Here is a 17,311-nt window from a genome sequence, read left to right as displayed (position 1 = left end):
ACGGCGACGCCCTCATGGGTGCGTGCGCCGTGTTGTTCCAGGTCGAGTTGGCCTTTGAGGGTGTCATTGACCGATTCGATGAGCTGGCGGACTTTTAATCCATTGGTTGTGGGTTCGAGTCCCACAGGGCCTACAGTGCCTGACCTGCATCTTTGCAGGCGAAGGGCCTCCTCTCAATCGAGAGGAGGCCCTTTTTCCGGCTCTCTGGGAACGCTCTGGGAACATGACGTTCCCAGAGTGCGGCTACGCCGCCTCCAGGCCCTTGCCGCCCTTGCCCTTCTTGGAGCCGCCGCTCGACTTCTTCGGGGCGGTCTTCGTCGGCTTGTTGGCGCGCGGCACGATCGACACGGAGGCTTCCGCCGCCATGCGGTCCAGTTCCGGCAGGACGCTGGTGTAGGTGTCCATCGTCAGGTGGAACGAGGAGTGGCCGAGCATCTCTTGGACGACCTTCGTGTCCACGCCGGCGGCGAGCGCCAGCGTGGCCGCTCCGTGCCGCAGGTCGTGTAGCCGGATCGGCGGCAGGTCGGCCTTCTTCCACAGCCGCTCGAACCGGTCGGAGAAGTACTGGGGGTGGTAGCCCTCGCCGTTCTCCCGGGTGAACACCCGCCCGCTTTCCACCCAGGCGCCGTGGGCGGACCACTCGGCCCGCTCGGCGTCCTGCTTCTTCCGCCACTCCCGCAGGAGCCGGATGGTCTCGGAATCGAGGGTGAGGTCGCGGACGCTGTCGGCCTTCGGGGTGTCCTCGAACGGCTCGTGGGCCACGGCGACGATCTGCTCGGTGATGTGGATGATGCCGTGGTCGAGGTCCACCTCGTCCCAGGACAGGGCGCACGCCTCACCGCGGCGCAGTCCCCGGAAGGTGATCAGGTGCCACAGGGGGTGCAGCCGGTCGTCGGAGGTGAAGTCGAGGAACTGGCCCGTGAGCACGGGCGTCCACACCATGACCGGCGAGGGCTTGTTGCCGGTGCGCCGCCAGCGGCGGATGCGCTCGTCGGTCCACACCAGGGCCTTGGGGCGCTTGCCGGACGGCAGGGAAACCAGCTGCGCCCAGTTGGTGGTGATCAGCTGGGCCTTCACGGCGTCTTCCAGGGCCGAGGACAGCGTGTCCATGATCCGGTGCTGGGTGGAGGCCGTGTTGGGGTGCCGCAGTGTGCGGCGGGCCTCGGCGAGTTCTTCGCGTCGCTTGTTCCAGGTGGCGCGCAGCTTCCCGCGAACTTCGAGCCACTCGGCCCGGTTCTCGTCGTCGGCCTTGGCCCGGTTGCGCCAGGCGTCGCGCGCCTTGTCGCATTCGGCCTGCAGCAGCTGCACCTGCAGGACGTGGGCGGCGCGCCGCTCATTCTCCTGTTCGATCCATTCGAACAGTTCGGCGATGTGGTGGACGCGCAGGTTCATCAGCTGGATGTGCCCGAGCCGGGGGATCAGGTAGCAGTCGATGTGGCTCCTGTACCCGTACACGGTGGTGCGCTTGAGGGCGCGCTTGGCCTTGATCCAGCGTTCCAGGTACTCGGCGACGGATTCCCCGGACAGGACATTGACGCCTTTCTGGGCGGCGTCGAAGACCTCTTTGGCCTTCCGTGCGGCTTCCTCCTGGGTGCGGAAGCCGCCCTTCTTCGCCCGCTGTCGTTTCCCGTCGGGGCCCGCCGGCAGCTCGAAGCTGTAGTACCAGGTGCCGTGGTCGCGTTTGCGCAGCTGGGGGCAGGACTTCTCCAGGTAGCCGATTTTCTGGTTTCCGTCGCCGTCCAGGACCGGCTTACCGTCCTTCACCAGCGGGCCCTTGCAAGCGCACCGTTTGTACGTCTTGTCTTCGAACACGCCCCCACACCCCCACGCCGGGATATCACTTTCGGGGCTCATTCTTACCTAATGATGCTCACGAATACTGGCCCTTACCAGGGCGGCGTGTATGGTGTGGCACATGTTGGCGTGGGGGAGAGCGCGACAACGAAGATGGCGACGATGATCACCCCGGCCGCCGACCAGCGCGGGATGACCCTCGAAGAGGTCCTGGCACTGCCCGCGACGGTCAACGTCGTGACTGCGGCGCGCGCGCTGGGTATCGGGCACAACAAGGCGTACGGCCTGATCAAGACTGGGCGGTTTCCTGTGCGGACGCTGACCATGGGGGGCACGGTACGCATCCCCACGGCAGCCCTGTGGGAGGCGCTGGGGGTCGGCTCGCTGCGAGGATGACGCTGCGGGCCACTGAGTGGAGTGGGAACGGTGGCATGCCGCGCTTGTACGGCTTCGACAACCAGGCACTGACGCGGGTCCGCGCCGACGAGCGGCAAGTTGTACGTGAGGCCGTTGGCCGTATCCGCGCCGGGCAGTCACAGGCTGAGGTCGCCGCGTGGATGAACGCCGAGGGCCACCGGGGCACGATGGGCGGCGAGTGGACGTCCATGACGCTCGGTCGTCTGCTGGACAATCCGGCGATCGCCGGACTGGAGCGGGACCCCGATACCCATGAGCTGGTCGAGACCGGCCGGGAGGCGCTGATCACACCGGAGGAGTTCCGGTGGCTGCAGCAGCGCCCCGGCCGGCCGGGCAGCGTGCGAAGTGATCAGGACCGTGCGGCTGACCACGAGTATCTGCTGGCGGGCGGGCTTGCCGTGTGTGGGCAGTGCGGGCAGCGCATGGCCGGCGCGCGCACCGGCGCTGGGACGCCGTCCTACCGCTGCCAGACCAGCTTCGAGGGCCGCGGCGGGTGCGGGAAGATCCGCATCAACGCGGCGTTGCTCGAGGACTTTGTGGCCGAGCACGTGCTCGGCGAGCTGCTGCGCCCGGGCGCTATCGCCGCGCTGGAGATGGCCCGCACACGCATGGCGGGCGAGGTCGTTCAGGTGCGCGCCCGGATCGCCGAGCTGGAGAAGTCGCGGACCGAGCTTGCCGAGCCCTACGCGAAGGGTGAGCTTTCGCGGGCCGCCTTCGTTTCCGCTGACCGGCACATCGGGCAGAGCCTGAAGGAGTGCCGGGCGCGGCTGCGGTTCCTGGAGCAGGCCGTGGATGTGCCGCTGGGCGGGGTCGAGGACCTGGCCCGCTGGTGGGAACACGCGCCGTTCGCCTCCAGGCGGGCCCTGGTGATGCTGCTGGTGGACAAGATCCAGGTCCATCCCGCGCGGGCGCGCGGGGTGCGGGATGTGGACGACAGGGTCACGCTGACCTGGCGCACCCCGATCGCCTCGTAGCCGTGGTGCGCCGTGTGCGTCAGTCCTGCACCTCGTGGTCGGGGGACGTCGCCCACCAGTAGATGACCTCGTTCAGGGTCTGCACGCGGAGCTTCTTGCGCAGCTGCCCCAGCTGCTCGTTGATCCAGGCCGGGCCGATCCCGAGGCTCTTCGCGGCCTGCGCCTGCGTACGGCCCTGGACCAGCTGGCGCAGGATCGCCCGCTGGGTGGGTGTGGTGACAAGGGCCTTTTCTCTTTTGCAGTCGCCTCGCGCGAACCACGGCTGGGCGCGATCCCAGAACAAGTCGAAGACGTAGGCGAGCCGTCCCACCATGACCGGTTCGGTGACCATGACGACTTCCTCTGAGGAGGCCGTGTCGCATTCGCCGGTGCGTGCGGGGATGAAGGCCACGCGCCGGTCGAAGATGATGCTGCGGGGGAAGCGGCCGTTGAACGTGCGGATTTCCCCGCCGGCGTGAGCCATGGACCTCGCCCAGTCGCCGACCGTGGGGACGCGGCGGACTGTGCTGTGGTACAGCGTCCGCATGGGCACGCCGCGTTCGAGGGCACCGCAGTCACGGTCGAAGGAGTACGACAGATCCTCTGGTGTGCGATGGCCGGGCTGCGCGGAGATGACCTCCGTGCGGGCGACGAGGTGTTCGCGGGCGATGTGCTCGTTGATCAGCTCGCGGCCCTGTAGGCGCTGGATCGATGTGTGCGGCGGCCTCGATGCGTTGTACCGGTCCCGCAGACCGGCCATGAACTCGGGAACCATGCGCGTGAACGCGGCGAGCGCCGTGAGGTGTTCGTGGACCTGCAGGGCCATCTGAAATCCCGACGATCTGGGCTCGATGGCGGTGTAGGTGTCGTTGCCCAGACCGTCATCGATGGCGAGACCGGCTGACAGCAGTCCGTCGAGGCCCGGGGTGCCTGGCGGAACTGGCTTGCCGTTCAGTATCAGCTCGTAAGTGTCGGCTGCCTGTTCGGACAAGTGCGGCAGGTCGGGAAGTTGTGGCACCTAACATCCCCTGAATTGTGTGGCTGGTGAAAGTACGGTAACTCTTCGACTTGATCTTCACCACACTTCCCCTACAAGGTGTCGGTTGACAGGCGCGTGGCGCGAACTCGGGGGACTGGCCTCATAGTTGCTGGCTGCTGTCTACGCGCGCGCCCGACCTCCATTGCTCGTGAACATCAGGGGAACAGGTGCTTACCAAGCGCATTGCCGGAATCTCTGCTGCCGTCGTGCTCGCCGCGCTGGCCGTCCTTGTCGGGGCGGAGCAGGAGCATGTGACGCCGCGTCACGTCGTGGCAGACACGACCTGGGCCGTGCCTCCGGGCATCGCCGTCGCCACGCCTCAGGACACCACCTGGTCCGTGCCTGCGGGCATCGCCGTCGCCGGCGTCGCCAAGGCCCGACCGGCCGACACCACCTGGTAGTTGCGCCACCGGCGCCCGTAGGGGCGGGCGCATGGGGGGAAGCGTGTGGAGTGGTGATCGGCATGTGGTCGAAGGCGGGGAGCACCCGCCGAGGTGAGGGGAGTGCAGTGGCGATCGATCCGGCACGCATCCAACGGCGCATCCTGGAGGCCGAGTTGTCCGGCCGCCCTGTTCTAGGTGCCCGTGAGGCGGTAACGGCGCTGTGTGCGCTGGCCGTCGTGGACCCGCAGGACGTCATTCAGGGATCGTCCTGCGAGGTTCAGGCGCTGGTGCAGGCCAGCTGAACAACTCGATATGCGAAGGGGCGGGCACGCGGTGGGTGCCCGCCCTTACGTATGCCCTGACCTGCGAAATTTGCCCCGAAAAATCTGACCTTGTACCGGATTAAGGACTAAAATAAGAGGGCGAGGGAGCGGGAAGCGCCCCCCGACCACAGCCTCTTGGAGTGAGCCATGACGATCACGACGCTGCTCATCGACCAGATCCACCGCAACGAGCGCCAGCCGCGCGAGTACTTCGACCCCCAGGCCCTGCAGGAACTCGCCGACTCCATCAAGCGGTTCGGCCTCATGCAGCCGATCGAAGTCCGCAAGGACGGCGACGCCAGCTACGAGATCGTCGCCGGTGAGCGCCGCTGGCGCGCCCACCAGATAGCCGAACTCACCGAGATCAAGTGCATCATCACCGCCGACGACCTGCCCGAGACGGAGCGGTTCAAGCGGTCGGTCGCCGAGAACATCAACCGGGCCGACATGACGCCGATGGAGGAAGCCAAGGCGTTCCGCCGGATCCTCGACGAGCAGGAGGGCGCCGAAGCCAAGGACGTCGCCAAGGAGTTCGGCAAGTCCTCGCAGTACGTGATGCTGCGCCTGGCCCTCCTCGACCTGACCGAAGAGGTCCAGAAGCACGTCAACTCCGGTGCGATCGGCACCCAGGCCGCCGTGCAGATCGCCGCGCTGACCCCCGGCAACCAGCGCGCGGTCATGGCCAAGTGGGCCAAGGGCGCCTTCGCCGGCGACAACGAGCTGGTGCACTTCGCGTACGCGCTCAAGCAGCAGCAGGGCCAGGTCGTCGCGATGCTCGTCGAGGACATGAGCCCCGAGGAGCGCGAGGAGCGCCAGCGCGAGCGCACCAAGACCCGCAGCAGCATCGACCGGATCGAGCAGGTCCTGGGCCTGCTGGAGGAGCTGGCCAAGGCCGACCCGATGAAGCTGGCCCTGGCCCTGGAGGGCGAGGTCGGCAAGCGCCTGGACCAGATGGACCGCGTCGCCGACGCGGTCGCCAAGGCTCGCTTCAACATGCGGCAGGCCAAGGCGCACGCCGACGCCCGCGAGATCGCCCGCCTGAACCCCGACGTCGAACACCAGAGCCTCGCCGCCCCGGCCAAGCCCGCCGACGCCAAGCCCGCCCAGCCGGCCGCCGACGCCGCGCCCGCCGCGGCGGCGCCTGCCGCTCGCAAGCCGAAGGCCCCGGCCAAGCGCGCCCAGGCCACGCCGAAGGTCCCGGCCCAGCGCAAGGCCCCGGCCAAGCGCGCCGCCTCGACCAAGGCCTGACCCGAACCGGCCCCTCCCCGCCCGGGGGCGGGCTGGGCTTGCCTCGACCATCGAAGGGAAACCCTGTGAGCGACACGACCGGCCGCGACTGGAAGCGCATGACCCCCGCCGACTTCGGCGCCCGCGCCAAGGCCAACCAGGACGCGCTGTTCCTCGTCGACGAGCCCGACGCCTGCGGTACCGACGTCCTGGACGGCTACGGCTACGGCTACGGCTACGGCTTCGGCGCCGTCCTGTGGGCCGAGAGGCCCGATGCGCCCCCGCCCGCCGATGATCCCCACCCCCATAATGTGCCACAACACTCGAGCGTGGTACGTTCTGATCGCTGATCGGGAACGGCTGCAGCCGCGGAACCGGCCCCTCAGCACCGCCGTGGCATGCGGCATCCCCCAACGGTGTCTGGCGGGTGGCAAATCCCCCGCGCCCTACCCGCCAGACGCCGGCTCCGCCCATGCGGCGCCACACGGGGACGCCGCCCCACGCACCCGCGAATGGACCCGCCCACGCCGCACGGCAGGGCGGGTCCCCGCGTACCCAGGAGAGACCCCATGACCGTGACCTACCGCTCCGACCATGCCGCCGACCCCGTCCTGTTCGAACGGCTGATGCGGGAACGCTACGGGCCGCTGGACAGGGTCATCGCCGAACGCAACCGAACCCACCCGCCTGAACTTGTCCGGAGACAGAGACTCCTGATGGCCACCGCCTACCTGTCCCACCCCGACCCCGACGCGGCCGAGCACTACGCCCAGCTCAAAGAGGCCGTCGCCGAGGCCGACGGCCGATCGCGCGCCAGGCAGCGCCCCCCGCCGTTCCCCGGCGCGACCTGGTGCAACTCGTGCGACGGCTGGTGCACGACGCAGGGCATCTGCGGCTGCAACAACCGGTAGGCGAGGACCTGTTGCGCTACTTCCACGGTGGTGTCCCCGGGCTGGGGCCCGGGGACCTCATCACCCCCAGCCCCCCGCACGTCGTCGACGGCTGCAAAGTCTGCGAGGCCCGCGCCCAGGGCCTGACCGCAACGACTCGCGACGGCAAGACCATCGACCCGCCCACCGGCCGCCCCGACCGGGTCTACATCACCTCCGACCGCGAATACGCCAGGTACTACGCCTCCCGCTACTGGTACGGCGACCTGTACACCGTTGCGCCGGTCGGCGAGTTGGAGGCCTCCACCGAGGACCCCTTCCCCACCTGGTGCGTGCCCGCCGCCCGCGTGGTGTCCGTGTACGACCGGGCCGTGCAGCTCACCCCCGGCCAGCGCCGGTCCCTGCTGCGACGGTGGACGAAGGCCGACCGGGAGGCAGGCCGGTGACCCGCACCCGCAAGGACCGGCCGACGCTGGACCAGCTGCGGCACCTGATCGGCCACACCGGGCACCGGGTCCTCAGCGTCGTGGAGTCCGAGCGGCTGCGCGCCGGCGTGGAGCACCTGGTCGCCAGCCAGGCGGGCCTGGCCGCCAAGGTCGCCGAGCTCACCCGCCGTCTGTCCGGCGGCGCCCGCCCCGTCCTGGACGTCGAATGCCCCGTCTGCCAGGCGCCTCCGGGATCCGGATGCGTCACGCGCCTGGGGCCGCCGCTGTCCGGCTCGCACACCGAACGTCTCGCGGCCGCCGCCGTCACCGGAACCAGGGACCCCCGCCGGCAGCGGGCCGTCCACATCAGCACCGCCGGGACCCTGGACGAACTGCTGGGCGCCGCCTACCGAGAACGCGCCCACCTCGCCGCGTGGCTCGCGGCCCTCCACCCGTCCGTCGTCGCCCCAGCGCCACCCGACACCGGCGACGGCTGGTACGTGCTGTTCCTGCGCGCGGCAGGCTGGCAGTTCTGCTGGCACATCGCGCCCGGCGACCTGTCGCTGTTCGACCACGTCCAGCGGGTGCCCGCCGACGACCCACGCGCCCGGTGGGACGGCCACACCTTCGAGCAGAAGTACCGGCGCATCCGCACCACACGGCAGTGTTGTGCAGTCCAGCTGAGGATGCCCCCAGTGGCAGCAACGTTTGAGGGCACGGGATGTCCTGAGACATCCCGTGCCCTCTGAACTTCTTTGTTCCAGGCTGGTCTGTGCTGTGACTCAGCGCACGTGGACCGTCACCGACGGGCTGTTGCCCGCGAGGAAGGCGGTCGTGGCCGGGGAGTAGAGCCGGTAGTAGAAGGTGCCGCCCGTACGCTCGGGCACGGAGAAGGCGACCGTGCCGGTGCTGGACTGTCGCGCGGTCGCCAGGGTGACCCACTTACCGTTTCGGGAGACCTGGAGCCGCACCACCGCGCCGGGGGACTTTCCGGCGACCTGCCCGGTGATCTTCACCGTTGCGCCGCGGCGGACCGACGTGGCGGACGCCTTCGCGGTGAGCTTCGGCTGCACGGTCACCGCCATCGGCGCACTCACCTGCTTGGTGCCGGTGAGCTCCACCACCCGCAGGCTCTCGTTCTGCCGCGGTACCAGCGCCACGTCGATGAAGTCGCTGGTCAGGGTCCGTGTGGTCAGGGTCGTCCAGGTGCTGCTACCGGCGAGCCTGGCCTGCACGGCGATGCGGGAGCCGGGAATCGTCGCTCCTGTCGCACCGGTCAGGTGGCCGTCGATGCTCACCAGATTGCCCGCGAGGACGCTCCTGCCGGGGATCGACACGGTGAGCTTGTCCCGGCCCACGACCGTGGTGAACGAGGCCTTGCCGACCGCACCGTGGTTGTCGGTGACGGTCACCGTGACGGTGTGGCTGCCGACGCCGAGGTCCGTGAGGTCGTACCCGTTCGACCAGGGAATGCTGCTCAGGCAGTGGTACGCCTTGCGCGGGCAGAGCCAGGTCAAGGTGTCCAGGTCGTCGGTCTCGAGGACACGCCCGTCAACCGCGATCACCGCCTGGGTGAGCCAGGTCGTGGCGTTGTAGCCGTTCGGGTCGAAGTTGAGCCCGTTCGCGACCGCACTCGACCATTCGACGTGCAGGTACTGGGCCCCCTCTGCGTCAAGGAGGCGGGTGCCTTCGGCGGTCACCGTCGGCCCGGGTTCGACGACAACGGCCCGGCCTGCCACGGCCGACCGGTAGCCGTCCTCGTCCACGGCGACGGCCTGCATTTCCCGGCTCGCGCTGGGGGTGTTGAAGTCGACGGGGTAGCTGTAAGGCGCGGTGGTGTCCACGTAGGCGGGGATGGCCTTCTTGTGGTAGCCCCCCGCGTAGAACTCCACCCGGTCGATTGCGGCTCCGCCCGCCGCGGGGGCGGCGTCGACGTTCCAGGTGACCGGTCCCCAGACGACGGAGCTCCGGGTCGGGGAGGTGAAGGCGGCAGAAGGGTTGGCGGTGCGCAGCGTCAGCGTCCCGGTGACCGGGGTGGAGTCCGAACTGGTGACATCCGTGCCCTCGAACGCGGTGAGGGTCAAGGTGGTGTCCCCATCGGCCATGCTGCGGGTGTCGAGCGTGGCGTAGCCGGTTGTGCCGTTGACGTAGGCGGGCCAGCTGCCGTAACCGCCGTCCCTCGTGGGGTAGGTCACGGTCGCCTTGTAGGGCAGCAGTTGCTGCCCCTCGGGGAGGTCGGCGTGGAAGAAGATCGTGACATCGCCGCGGTAGGCGCCCTGCGCGTCTTGGGCGGCCTGGAAACCGGTCACGGGGTCGGCCAGTTCTCGGACCGTGGTGACTGCCAGAGGGAGCGTTGAGGGCGTGGCGTCGTCCGCCACCGCCGCGGTGGCGGAGGGCCCGAGCAAGGCCAGCGCGGCTATGCCCAGCCCGGAGGCTCTGCGTACGGAAGAGCGCATGTACACGGCTCCAGAAACGGGGGGCGGCGTGTGCCGTCCCAGATGTTGACCGCCGTACGTTATCCGGTGCCGGCACGGGGCCCTGCAACGGGATGCCTCTCTCACACTGACCGTTGCGGCACGTCCTCAGCAGTTCACGGAGGGTTGTTTCCCGGACGCGTACTGAGCTCGCCGACGACGGGACCGGCCCGAACCTGCCGGAGCTGCTGCCCCCAGTACGCCCCGACCGTGTCCGACCAAAGACCAGTGGCTGACCGGCGGCAACTGATCACATCACGGTGTCAAACGGCGTGATCCTTTAGTGTGGGCGGTCGTAGGGCGCGGGGGCACGCTCCTACACGAAGGGCTCCTGCTGTGAGTGCTGCGCCCGCCCGCATTCCCGAGTCGCTGCTGCCGCTTGCCGTCCCGATCGACGACCTGACCGGGTACCACCGCAACCCGCGCACCGGCGACGTCGACGCCATCGCCGAATCGCTGCGCGTCAACGGCCAGTACAAGGCCATCGTCGTCAACCGCGGCACTCACACCGGCCGCCCCAACGAGATCCTGGCCGGTAACCACACCTGGACCGCCGCCAAGCAGCTCGGCTGGGAGCAGATCGCCGCCACGTGGGTCGACGTCAGCGACGAGGACGCGGCCCGCATCGTCGTCGTCGACAACCGCACCTCCGACCTCGCCGGCTACGACAGCGAGCTGCTGGCCGACATCCTCGAAGAGCTGCCCGACCTCGACGGCACCGGCTACGACCAGAGCGCCCTGGACAAGCTCCTCGACCACCGGGCCCTGCCCGACACGATCGACCTGCCCTCCGACGGGCAGGGCACCGGGGCCATGGCCAAGCTGGAATACCTGCAGTGGGGCTACCTGCAGTGGTCCACCACCAGCCTGCAGATCACCGCGGCCGAGGTGGAAACCCTCAACGCCATCTATGAGCGGTTCCTCACCGAGTCCCGCACCGACCTCGGTTTCGGCTGGCACCTGCTGCAGGAGGCCCACACCGAGACCGCCGAGGTGCCCGGCGGCAGCGAGGACGCCCCCGGCACCGGCCAGGTCGAGCCCGCCGGCGACGAGCCCGTCGGCGACGAGGACGACGAGGACGAGGACGAATGAGCAGCGCCCCCGGTATCAGCGCCCCCAACAGCAGCGGTCCCGCCACCACCTTCTACGAGGCGTACCCGCTCAAGGACCTGCGCCCGGCCGACTACAACCCGCGGCACCTGTCCGACGATGCGTTGGAGCGGCTCAAGAAGTCCATCGGCCGCCACGGCATCGTCAAGCCGGTCATCCTCAACGCCAACGGCACCCTCGTCGCAGGCCACCAGAGAACCAAGGCCATGACCGCGCTGGGGATGACGCACACCCCGGCGGTGATGCTCGGTCAGGTCGTCCGCCTGACCGACGAGATCCAGTTCAACCTCCTCCACAACAGGGTCGAGACCGAGGCGAGCGTCGTGTGCGCGCAGCCCGGCCCCATCGGAGAGTGGTCGTGGATCCCGTGGCAGACCATCGAGGTGGACGTCTCCCGCAACAAGCCGTTCCAGCAGGCCATCTCCCACATGACCGGCGGGCACGGCGCGTGGGGCAGCGTCGTCATCGACGACCAGGGCCAGATCGCGCTGAACGCCGAGTACGCGGTGGTCGCCGCCGCGAACCACTTCGACGTCCTCGCCTGGACCTGCCCGTCCCTGGATGCGGCGCAGCTGGTCGCCGACCTCACCGGCGAGTACGGCGTGTACGACTGGTCCGGCCTGGAGGACCAGGCCCCCGTCTACAACCAGCACATCGTGCAGCCCAAGCGGCTGCGTCAGTACTCCTCGCTGAAGAAGAAGGGGAAGCTGGCCTACAAGTCGGAGGTGTGGGAGAAGTTGGCCCTGCCCCGGCTGCGCGAGCGCCCCGACACGCGGGTGGTGGATTTCGACGCCGGGCACGGCGACTACGCCAAGAAGCTGCGCCCCGAGGGCTACCGGATCGACGACTACGAGCCGTACCGCACCACCCCCGGCAAATACGCCGTCGACATCAAGGGCGTCGTCTCCATGATCCGCACCGTCGAGAAGCGGCTCGCCGAGCACGGCCTGTACGAGATGGTGGTTCTGGACTCCGTCATCAACGCCACCACGTCCCTGGACTATCAGCACTGGGTTCTGACCACTGTGAATGCGCTGTGCGCCGCCGAGGGCACGGTATGCATCGGGACCCGCAACCTGCTGGCGGAGCAGGCGTTCGAGGCCAAGCAGCACACCACTAGCGCCAACGACTCCACCCGGCTGTCGTTCCTGGACGCCGAGAACGTCGACATGCGGTTCATGCAGGGCAAGTGGATGCGGATCCGCTACCACACCCCCGAGTCGCTGGCGGATCTGCTGGGGGCGTACTTCGGGCAGGTGAAGGTCGCCGGCCGCTCCAACGCGACGCTCAGGGCCGTGTGCAAAGACCCTCTGCCGCTTTCCGACCTCGATTACGAGAAAGCTCTCGACAAGGAATTCAATATGCCTTATCCGAATGACTTCCGGCATGGGCGCCATAAGCACCTCGTGGAAATTTTGGTAAAATTGGTTAAAGAAAGGAACGCCCTGTAACGCTTATCCCGAGGGGGGAATCTGTAATGTCGCTGCCGCCCGTGAGGGTCGGTATCGCCGCCGCTTCTCCGTACCTGATCATGTGGCTTGCCGGGGTCCGCAACATCAACCTCGAAAAGCACTGCCTGGAAAGCTTCGGCGAGGCCGACCGTCACCCGCTCAACCCGCGGGCACCACGCCAAAGTGCCGTCCTGCCGGCGGAGAACCCGCCGCTGGCCTGGTACCTGTGCGCCCTCCCGCACCCCTGGGACTGGACGAAGAACGCGCACCTGGCCTTCGAGTACGCCAAAGGCCACCACTGGGAAGGCCCCGCCCTCGTGCGGGGCCTGCAGGTGACCCTCGACAACGCCCGCCCCATCACCGGATGGGGCGAGCACTCGATACCCACCTGGGCCCGCCGGCGCAACCAGTTCCTGTACCGGACCTGCCGTAACTGGCAGTTCGCGTGGTGGCTGCGCACCAACCGGGACGCCCCCGACGCGCCGCCGCCCGGCCAGCTGCCGCCGCCCGACCCGGACGCACCCGAGCAGCTGACCTTCCTGTAGCGGTCACGGCCCGGCGGACAAGTCAGGTCGCCGGGCCGGTTGCGCAGCGCCGGCCTACCTCCCCGTGGTTTCCCCGTGGGCGGGCACGCCGGGGCGCGTAGGGCAGCTTCGCACAACACAAAGGCTGCGCTGATGTCACGTGGCCAGCCGCTCCTCCCCAATTGCTGTGCCTTGACGGTGCCGGCGGGCGGGACAGCAAGCCTGGTACCGGGCCAGCGCTCGCCGCAGTTCATCCATTTCGACGTCCGGCAGGGTGCCGCCGCGAGCGAATTTCAGCACATTTTCGGCGACGACGCGCAGCTTGGTGTTGGTGCGCTGCGAGACGTCCCGTAGGGCTCGCCATGCCTCTTCGGATGGAATCTGCCCGAGAACCACCAGGGCGCCCATGGCTTGGTCAATGATGGCGTGCGAGGTTACGGCCTGTTGGAGCTGCTCGTTTTCCGCCTGGAGCCGCCCATTCTCCATGGCGAGGTCAGTAGCAGATAGCAGTACTAGGGGGCGGTGCCTGGAGACGGCGAAGAACGCCATGAGATCATCCAGTCGAAGGGGGCGGGGGCTCTCTACAGCTACCCCACCTGTATGGGAGATTAGTTTCCCGCACGCAACCTTTACCTGCGACCCGTATTCCGCACACCTCCCATGGACACGATCTTCACCGCGTGAGTACCTTTGATCCCTTTGGGTGATTCCACAGCCCTTGTGACTGACACATCCACGGACCATTCGTTTCCTCTCAGCAGGAGGTCAGGCATGGGTCACTGGGTCTACGAGTTCTCGGGGTGCCCCGACATGGGGTGCTACCACCAGATTGCTGACGAGGTGGAACCAGACGAGGTCGTGGTTCGTGAACGCGTGGGCGGCCTGGGCATCGTGGACGGGTTCGTGCGAGAGAGCGTCGATGACGTAATGATGGTGGCCCAGTTCCGATGGGTGGCCAGCGGAGACCCATCCACGGTGATGCCGGAGTTGCAGCGGGCCTCCAAACTTTCGCCATCGCCCGACGGGGCAGACCGGCCAGTGGGTACGGGCAGCGGAGACACGGGCGAGCCACAGCTTTGATCTCCCTGCTGTGCGGGGCCGTCGCCTCGGAAAGTAGGAGCAGTATCCGCCGGCCCCGGATTTCTTCGCCGGTCCGGGCCTCGTCAGGCCCGCCTCGTTTCCCTCACCAGTGGTGCGGGCTACCCGGCGCCGCCCAGCAGTCTGGCCACCCCCCTGGAGGGGGCAAACTTCCGGACCACCGCCGTACCACTCGATGAGGTCCGATGCCGCCACGCCTAGCTCATTCCCACGGCGTATTGCAGGCGCACGGTCAAGTGCTGCAGCGAGTCCGCCGTGTCCGAGATCCCATCATCAACGTGACCCGCCGGGCGCCTCTACGATCACGGAACGCTCGACCATCAGCTCAACTTCTCCCAGTCAAAGCCCGACCGCTTTCTGAGGCGCCGCGGACCCGACGTCGGCTCGATCCCGTCGTTGATCGACTCCGTGAACGACCAGCTTGCGAGAACCAGCACGAGTCAACGGCCGATCAGCCACCCGTTCGTACGCCTTCTCATCACGCCCTCTGTCCGAAGTCCCCAACAACAACCGCCAGTTCGCCAGCCGTACGACAGTGCCCTCTTTCGCATGACCGCGTAGCAATCGTCAGGATATGTGGCCAATGTGGCTTCACACTCCGGTGGTGAACGTAGGGGCGCCTGTGGGGTGCCATTCGAAGAGAAGGACGGTGGCGTCGTCCGTGAGATGGTGCTGCTGGTGGTCGACGATGGCGTGCACGAGACGGCGCAGGACCTCGAAGGCGGGTTCGCCGGCGGCGGTAGCACGGAGGATGAAGTCGACGAAGCGCTCCTCCCCGAAAAGTTCGCCGTCTGAGGACCGGGCCTCGACGACGCCGTCGGTGTAGCACAGGACGCGATCTCCGGGTTCCAACTGCGCGGAGTGGACGGACCGGGGGATGTCCGGATGTGCGGGACCCAACCCAAGGGGCAGCTCGGGAGGGCTGTCGAAAGCGCCGGGGACGACGTCGTGGCGGCGCAGCAGGATGGGCGGAGGGTGGCCGCAGTTGGCCCAGATGAGTTGCCCGGTGGTGCGCTGCAGGTGCATGAACACGCCAGTCGCGTAGCGGTCGGGGAACGCATCGTGGATCGCGTGGTCGACGATGCTGATGATGTGGGGTATCTCCCCGTCCCTGCGGCGGGCGTTGCGGCAGGCGGCCAGGGCGACGGATGAGGTCAGTCCCGCGTACAGGTCATGGCCCATGGCATCGATGACCGCAGCATGCAGCACGTCGCCCATCAGGGCGTGGTCGAAGGCGTCGCCGCCCAGGTTGTAGGCCGGTTCCAGGATGGCGGTGGAGGTGACGTAGGGCGTACCGATGGATTTAGGTGGCAGGAAGGCCCAGACCATCTCCGCAGGCAGCCCCATGGGCTGCCTGCGCAGCAGGTTGGCGTAGCTGTCGCTGTGGGTGCCCTTGCTGATCAGGACGAAGGCGATGAGCGATGCCAGCGCCCGACAACGGCTCAGGACGGCGGCGTCGAGGTAGGGAACTTGGACGCCCAGGACGCCGATCCGTTCGACGCCGTCTATCACGGGCAGCCACAAGGTCAGCATGCCGGCGTCGCTCTCGGCGATGCGCACCGAGACGGTCCGGTACGCCCAGCCCGCCAAGCTGGAGTCGATGGGCAGGCGCTGCGGGAAATCGCAGTGGCTGCCGGGAAGGGCGATCAGGTATTCCTGCCGTAGGTCGGCGCAATAAGCAGTCAGCCCGGTGATTCCTAGTGCCTGGTAGTGCCGCCGCAACAGCTCCGGGAGATCCTCGGGAGCAAGCTCATGAAAGGCTTGTATCAGCTCGATCATGATCCTGTCGGTACCGGAACCCGCGAGATCACTCACAGCCGCTCACCTGGTGCACCGTGCCAACCCGTCTTTCCCCTCCTTTCCACCGTAGGAGGCCCTGTCCGATCTCGCTCGACGTAGATCCACGGCGGCCTCCTTGAGCACCGCCAATGCCGGCTGCCCCCGTGGCCGACTCTGATCGTCCGCCGATCAACGTGCGCGGACACGGCCGTGCCCCGCCTGGGCGGACCCGAGGTGCGTGGGAGTCCGGCTCGATGGAGTCTGAGGATCGTGCAGCGTAAGGGCGGGCGGGCCGGCAGAGACCATGACCGCGACGTCGAGGCGGCTCTCGATGAGCTGTACGCCACGCCGCCGCCCGACTTCGTCTCCCGCCGGCAGGAACTTGCCGCCGCCGCCAAGAGAGCCGGCCGCGCGGAGGAGGCCCGCCGCATCCACGCCGCCCGCCGCCCCACGCGCGCGGCCTGGGCAGCGAACCTGCTGCTGCGCTCCCAGCCCCAGGAGAGCCAGCAGCTCCTACAACTGGGCCAGGCGCTCCGCGAGGCCTACCGCACCCTCGATGCCAGCCATATCAGAGAGCTCTCCGAGCAGCGGCGACGCATCGCCTCCACCTTGTCCCGGCAGGCTGCCCAGCTTGCCCACAAGGCCGGACACCCACTGTCAAACACAGCACAGCAGGACGTCGAATCCACCCTCCACGCCGTGCTCGCCGACTCGGACGCAGCCAACCAGTGGGCCACCGGCCGCCTGGAGGCCGCCCTCACCCCGCCCTCGACCTTCCCGTCCCACACCCCGCCCCCGGGCCGACGCACCTCCGACGGCGGCGCCGCCATCGGTCCGGGCGCCAGCAAAGGAGACCCCAGCCGTCCGACGCCGCGAGCGCAAAGAGCAGCTCGCCCAGGCCAGAAAGGCAGACAAAGCAGCCGCGCACCGGCTGCGCGAGACGCAGGCTGAACGAACGGACGCAGAAGCGTTCCTGCAGCGGGCACGTAACCGCCACGACCAGGCTCGGCTGCAGGTCTCCGCTGCCGAGCAACAACTGCAACAGGCCCGCGAGGCACTTCGACGAGCCGACCAAGAACAGCAGGAAGCCGAACAGCGACGCCAGGCGGCCGCCGACTCCCTCGCCCGGGCCGAGCAGGAAGCGCGTGAAACCGCGGAGGTGGTAAACCGTTTGACCGCACGCGCCAGATAGGTGCCAGCCCTGACACAGACGCCCCGACGCCGCCCTGGCGTGCCGGTGCATCCCGTCTACTCCGCTGGCCAGTGCCCGGCGCGCGCTGTGGGTGAAGGAGTGCCAGCGTGGTCAGCAGGAGCATCCGTGGCGGATGTGCCGACGAGGCAGGCACGATGGGAGTGGTGGTCATGGCCCGCGCGATCTGGACCGGCGTGATCACCTTCGGGATGGTCAGCGTGCCGGTCGGCCT

General features: G+C 68.3%; 19 protein-coding genes and 1 pseudogene. 14 read left to right on the top strand and 6 right to left on the bottom strand.

Annotated elements, in window-relative coordinates; all coding sequences use genetic code 11:
* Together ACWDA7_RS40815 and ACWDA7_RS40810 are read right to left on the bottom strand one after the other, a co-directional pair.
* Positions 1–92, bottom strand: a pseudogene (locus tag ACWDA7_RS40815) (IS982 family transposase); the annotation flags it as partial.
* A 151-nt stretch (positions 93–243) separates the two neighbouring features.
* Positions 244–1,812: a tyrosine-type recombinase/integrase gene (locus ACWDA7_RS40810; RefSeq protein WP_450611620.1), complete on the bottom strand. Its 1,569-nt coding sequence runs from the start codon at positions 1,810–1,812 to the stop codon at positions 244–246.
* 144 nt (positions 1,813–1,956) lie between these two features.
* Between ACWDA7_RS40810 and ACWDA7_RS40805 the strand changes: the two genes are divergently transcribed.
* Both ACWDA7_RS40805 and ACWDA7_RS40800 read left to right on the top strand, forming a co-directional pair.
* Complete coding sequence (locus ACWDA7_RS40805; protein ID WP_450611619.1) at positions 1,957–2,190, top strand: DNA-binding protein; 234 nt, start codon at positions 1,957–1,959, stop codon at positions 2,188–2,190.
* Between the two features lie 35 nt (positions 2,191–2,225).
* The gene (locus ACWDA7_RS40800; protein WP_450611617.1) at positions 2,226–3,185 is read left to right on the top strand and encodes a recombinase zinc beta ribbon domain-containing protein; all 960 of its coding nucleotides are present in this window, start codon (positions 2,226–2,228) and stop codon (positions 3,183–3,185) included.
* A gap of 19 nt (positions 3,186–3,204) precedes the next feature.
* Here ACWDA7_RS40800 and ACWDA7_RS40795 read toward each other — a convergent pair whose 3' ends face one another.
* The gene (locus ACWDA7_RS40795; RefSeq protein ID WP_450611616.1) at positions 3,205–4,182 is read right to left on the bottom strand and encodes a hypothetical protein; all 978 of its coding nucleotides are present in this window, start codon (positions 4,180–4,182) and stop codon (positions 3,205–3,207) included.
* Between the two features lie 188 nt (positions 4,183–4,370).
* Between ACWDA7_RS40795 and ACWDA7_RS40790 the strand changes: the two genes are divergently transcribed.
* From ACWDA7_RS40790 to ACWDA7_RS40760, 7 genes are all read left to right on the top strand, one after another.
* Entirely contained in the window at positions 4,371–4,604 is a 234-nt protein-coding gene (locus ACWDA7_RS40790; protein WP_450611614.1) for a hypothetical protein, read from the top strand.
* A gap of 107 nt (positions 4,605–4,711) precedes the next feature.
* Entirely contained in the window at positions 4,712–4,888 is a 177-nt protein-coding gene (locus ACWDA7_RS40785; RefSeq protein ID WP_450611612.1) for a hypothetical protein, read from the top strand.
* Positions 4,889–5,056: 168 nt separating this feature from the next.
* Positions 5,057–6,157: a ParB/RepB/Spo0J family partition protein gene (locus ACWDA7_RS40780; RefSeq protein WP_450611610.1), complete on the top strand. Its 1,101-nt coding sequence runs from the start codon at positions 5,057–5,059 to the stop codon at positions 6,155–6,157.
* A gap of 65 nt (positions 6,158–6,222) precedes the next feature.
* On the top strand, positions 6,223–6,486 hold the full coding sequence (locus ACWDA7_RS40775) for a hypothetical protein (RefSeq protein ID WP_450611608.1): 264 nt from the start codon (positions 6,223–6,225) through the stop codon (positions 6,484–6,486).
* Between the two features lie 219 nt (positions 6,487–6,705).
* A complete protein-coding gene (locus tag ACWDA7_RS40770) occupies positions 6,706–7,047 on the top strand; it encodes a hypothetical protein (protein WP_450611607.1) in 342 nt (113 codons plus the stop codon).
* A complete protein-coding gene (locus tag ACWDA7_RS40765) occupies positions 6,996–7,472 on the top strand; it encodes a hypothetical protein (RefSeq protein WP_450611606.1) in 477 nt (158 codons plus the stop codon). The genes ACWDA7_RS40770 and ACWDA7_RS40765 overlap by 52 nt, the downstream gene beginning before the upstream one ends.
* Positions 7,469–8,200, top strand: a complete 732-nt coding sequence (locus tag ACWDA7_RS40760) for a zinc finger domain-containing protein (RefSeq protein ID WP_450611604.1) — start codon at positions 7,469–7,471, stop codon at positions 8,198–8,200. The genes ACWDA7_RS40765 and ACWDA7_RS40760 overlap by 4 nt, the downstream gene beginning before the upstream one ends.
* 33 nt (positions 8,201–8,233) lie before the next feature.
* Here ACWDA7_RS40760 and ACWDA7_RS40755 read toward each other — a convergent pair whose 3' ends face one another.
* On the bottom strand, positions 8,234–9,907 hold the full coding sequence (locus tag ACWDA7_RS40755) for an Ig-like domain-containing protein (RefSeq protein WP_450611602.1): 1,674 nt from the start codon (positions 9,905–9,907) through the stop codon (positions 8,234–8,236).
* Between the two features lie 354 nt (positions 9,908–10,261).
* Between ACWDA7_RS40755 and ACWDA7_RS40750 the strand changes: the two genes are divergently transcribed.
* The 3 genes from ACWDA7_RS40750 to ACWDA7_RS40740 are packed head-to-tail and all read left to right on the top strand — an operon-like array spanning position 10,262 to position 13,031.
* Positions 10,262–11,017, top strand: a complete 756-nt coding sequence (locus tag ACWDA7_RS40750; RefSeq protein WP_450611600.1) for a ParB/RepB/Spo0J family partition protein — start codon at positions 10,262–10,264, stop codon at positions 11,015–11,017.
* The gene (locus ACWDA7_RS40745) at positions 11,014–12,486 is read left to right on the top strand and encodes a ParB N-terminal domain-containing protein (RefSeq protein WP_450611598.1); all 1,473 of its coding nucleotides are present in this window, start codon (positions 11,014–11,016) and stop codon (positions 12,484–12,486) included. The genes ACWDA7_RS40750 and ACWDA7_RS40745 overlap by 4 nt, the downstream gene beginning before the upstream one ends.
* A 26-nt stretch (positions 12,487–12,512) precedes the next feature.
* Positions 12,513–13,031, top strand: a complete 519-nt coding sequence (locus tag ACWDA7_RS40740; RefSeq protein WP_450611596.1) for a hypothetical protein — start codon at positions 12,513–12,515, stop codon at positions 13,029–13,031.
* Between the two features lie 135 nt (positions 13,032–13,166).
* Here ACWDA7_RS40740 and ACWDA7_RS40735 read toward each other — a convergent pair whose 3' ends face one another.
* Positions 13,167–13,559 carry an ANTAR domain-containing protein gene (locus ACWDA7_RS40735; RefSeq protein ID WP_450611594.1) on the bottom strand — a complete coding sequence of 131 codons (393 nt, stop codon included), beginning with the start codon at positions 13,557–13,559 and terminating at the stop codon, positions 13,167–13,169.
* A gap of 222 nt (positions 13,560–13,781) precedes the next feature.
* On the opposite strand from ACWDA7_RS40735, the gene ACWDA7_RS40730 reads away from it, so the two are divergent.
* Positions 13,782–14,090: a hypothetical protein gene (locus ACWDA7_RS40730; protein ID WP_450611592.1), complete on the top strand. Its 309-nt coding sequence runs from the start codon at positions 13,782–13,784 to the stop codon at positions 14,088–14,090.
* A 609-nt stretch (positions 14,091–14,699) separates the two neighbouring features.
* Here ACWDA7_RS40730 and ACWDA7_RS40725 read toward each other — a convergent pair.
* Positions 14,700–15,887, bottom strand: coding sequence for a PP2C family protein-serine/threonine phosphatase (locus ACWDA7_RS40725; protein ID WP_450611590.1), 1,188 nt, complete (start codon positions 15,885–15,887; stop codon positions 14,700–14,702).
* Positions 15,888–16,157: 270 nt separating this feature from the next.
* On the opposite strand from ACWDA7_RS40725, the gene ACWDA7_RS40720 reads away from it, so the two are divergent.
* Positions 16,158–16,838 (top strand): hypothetical protein, encoded by a 681-nt coding sequence (locus tag ACWDA7_RS40720; protein ID WP_450611588.1) that lies wholly within the window; start codon positions 16,158–16,160, stop codon positions 16,836–16,838.
* Positions 16,839–17,311: the final 473 nt, after the last annotated feature.

The organism is Streptomyces sp. NPDC001156 (assembly GCF_053598275.1).
The sequence above is the reverse complement of the archived record's forward strand: the minus strand, read 5'-3'. Positions and strand labels throughout refer to the sequence as shown.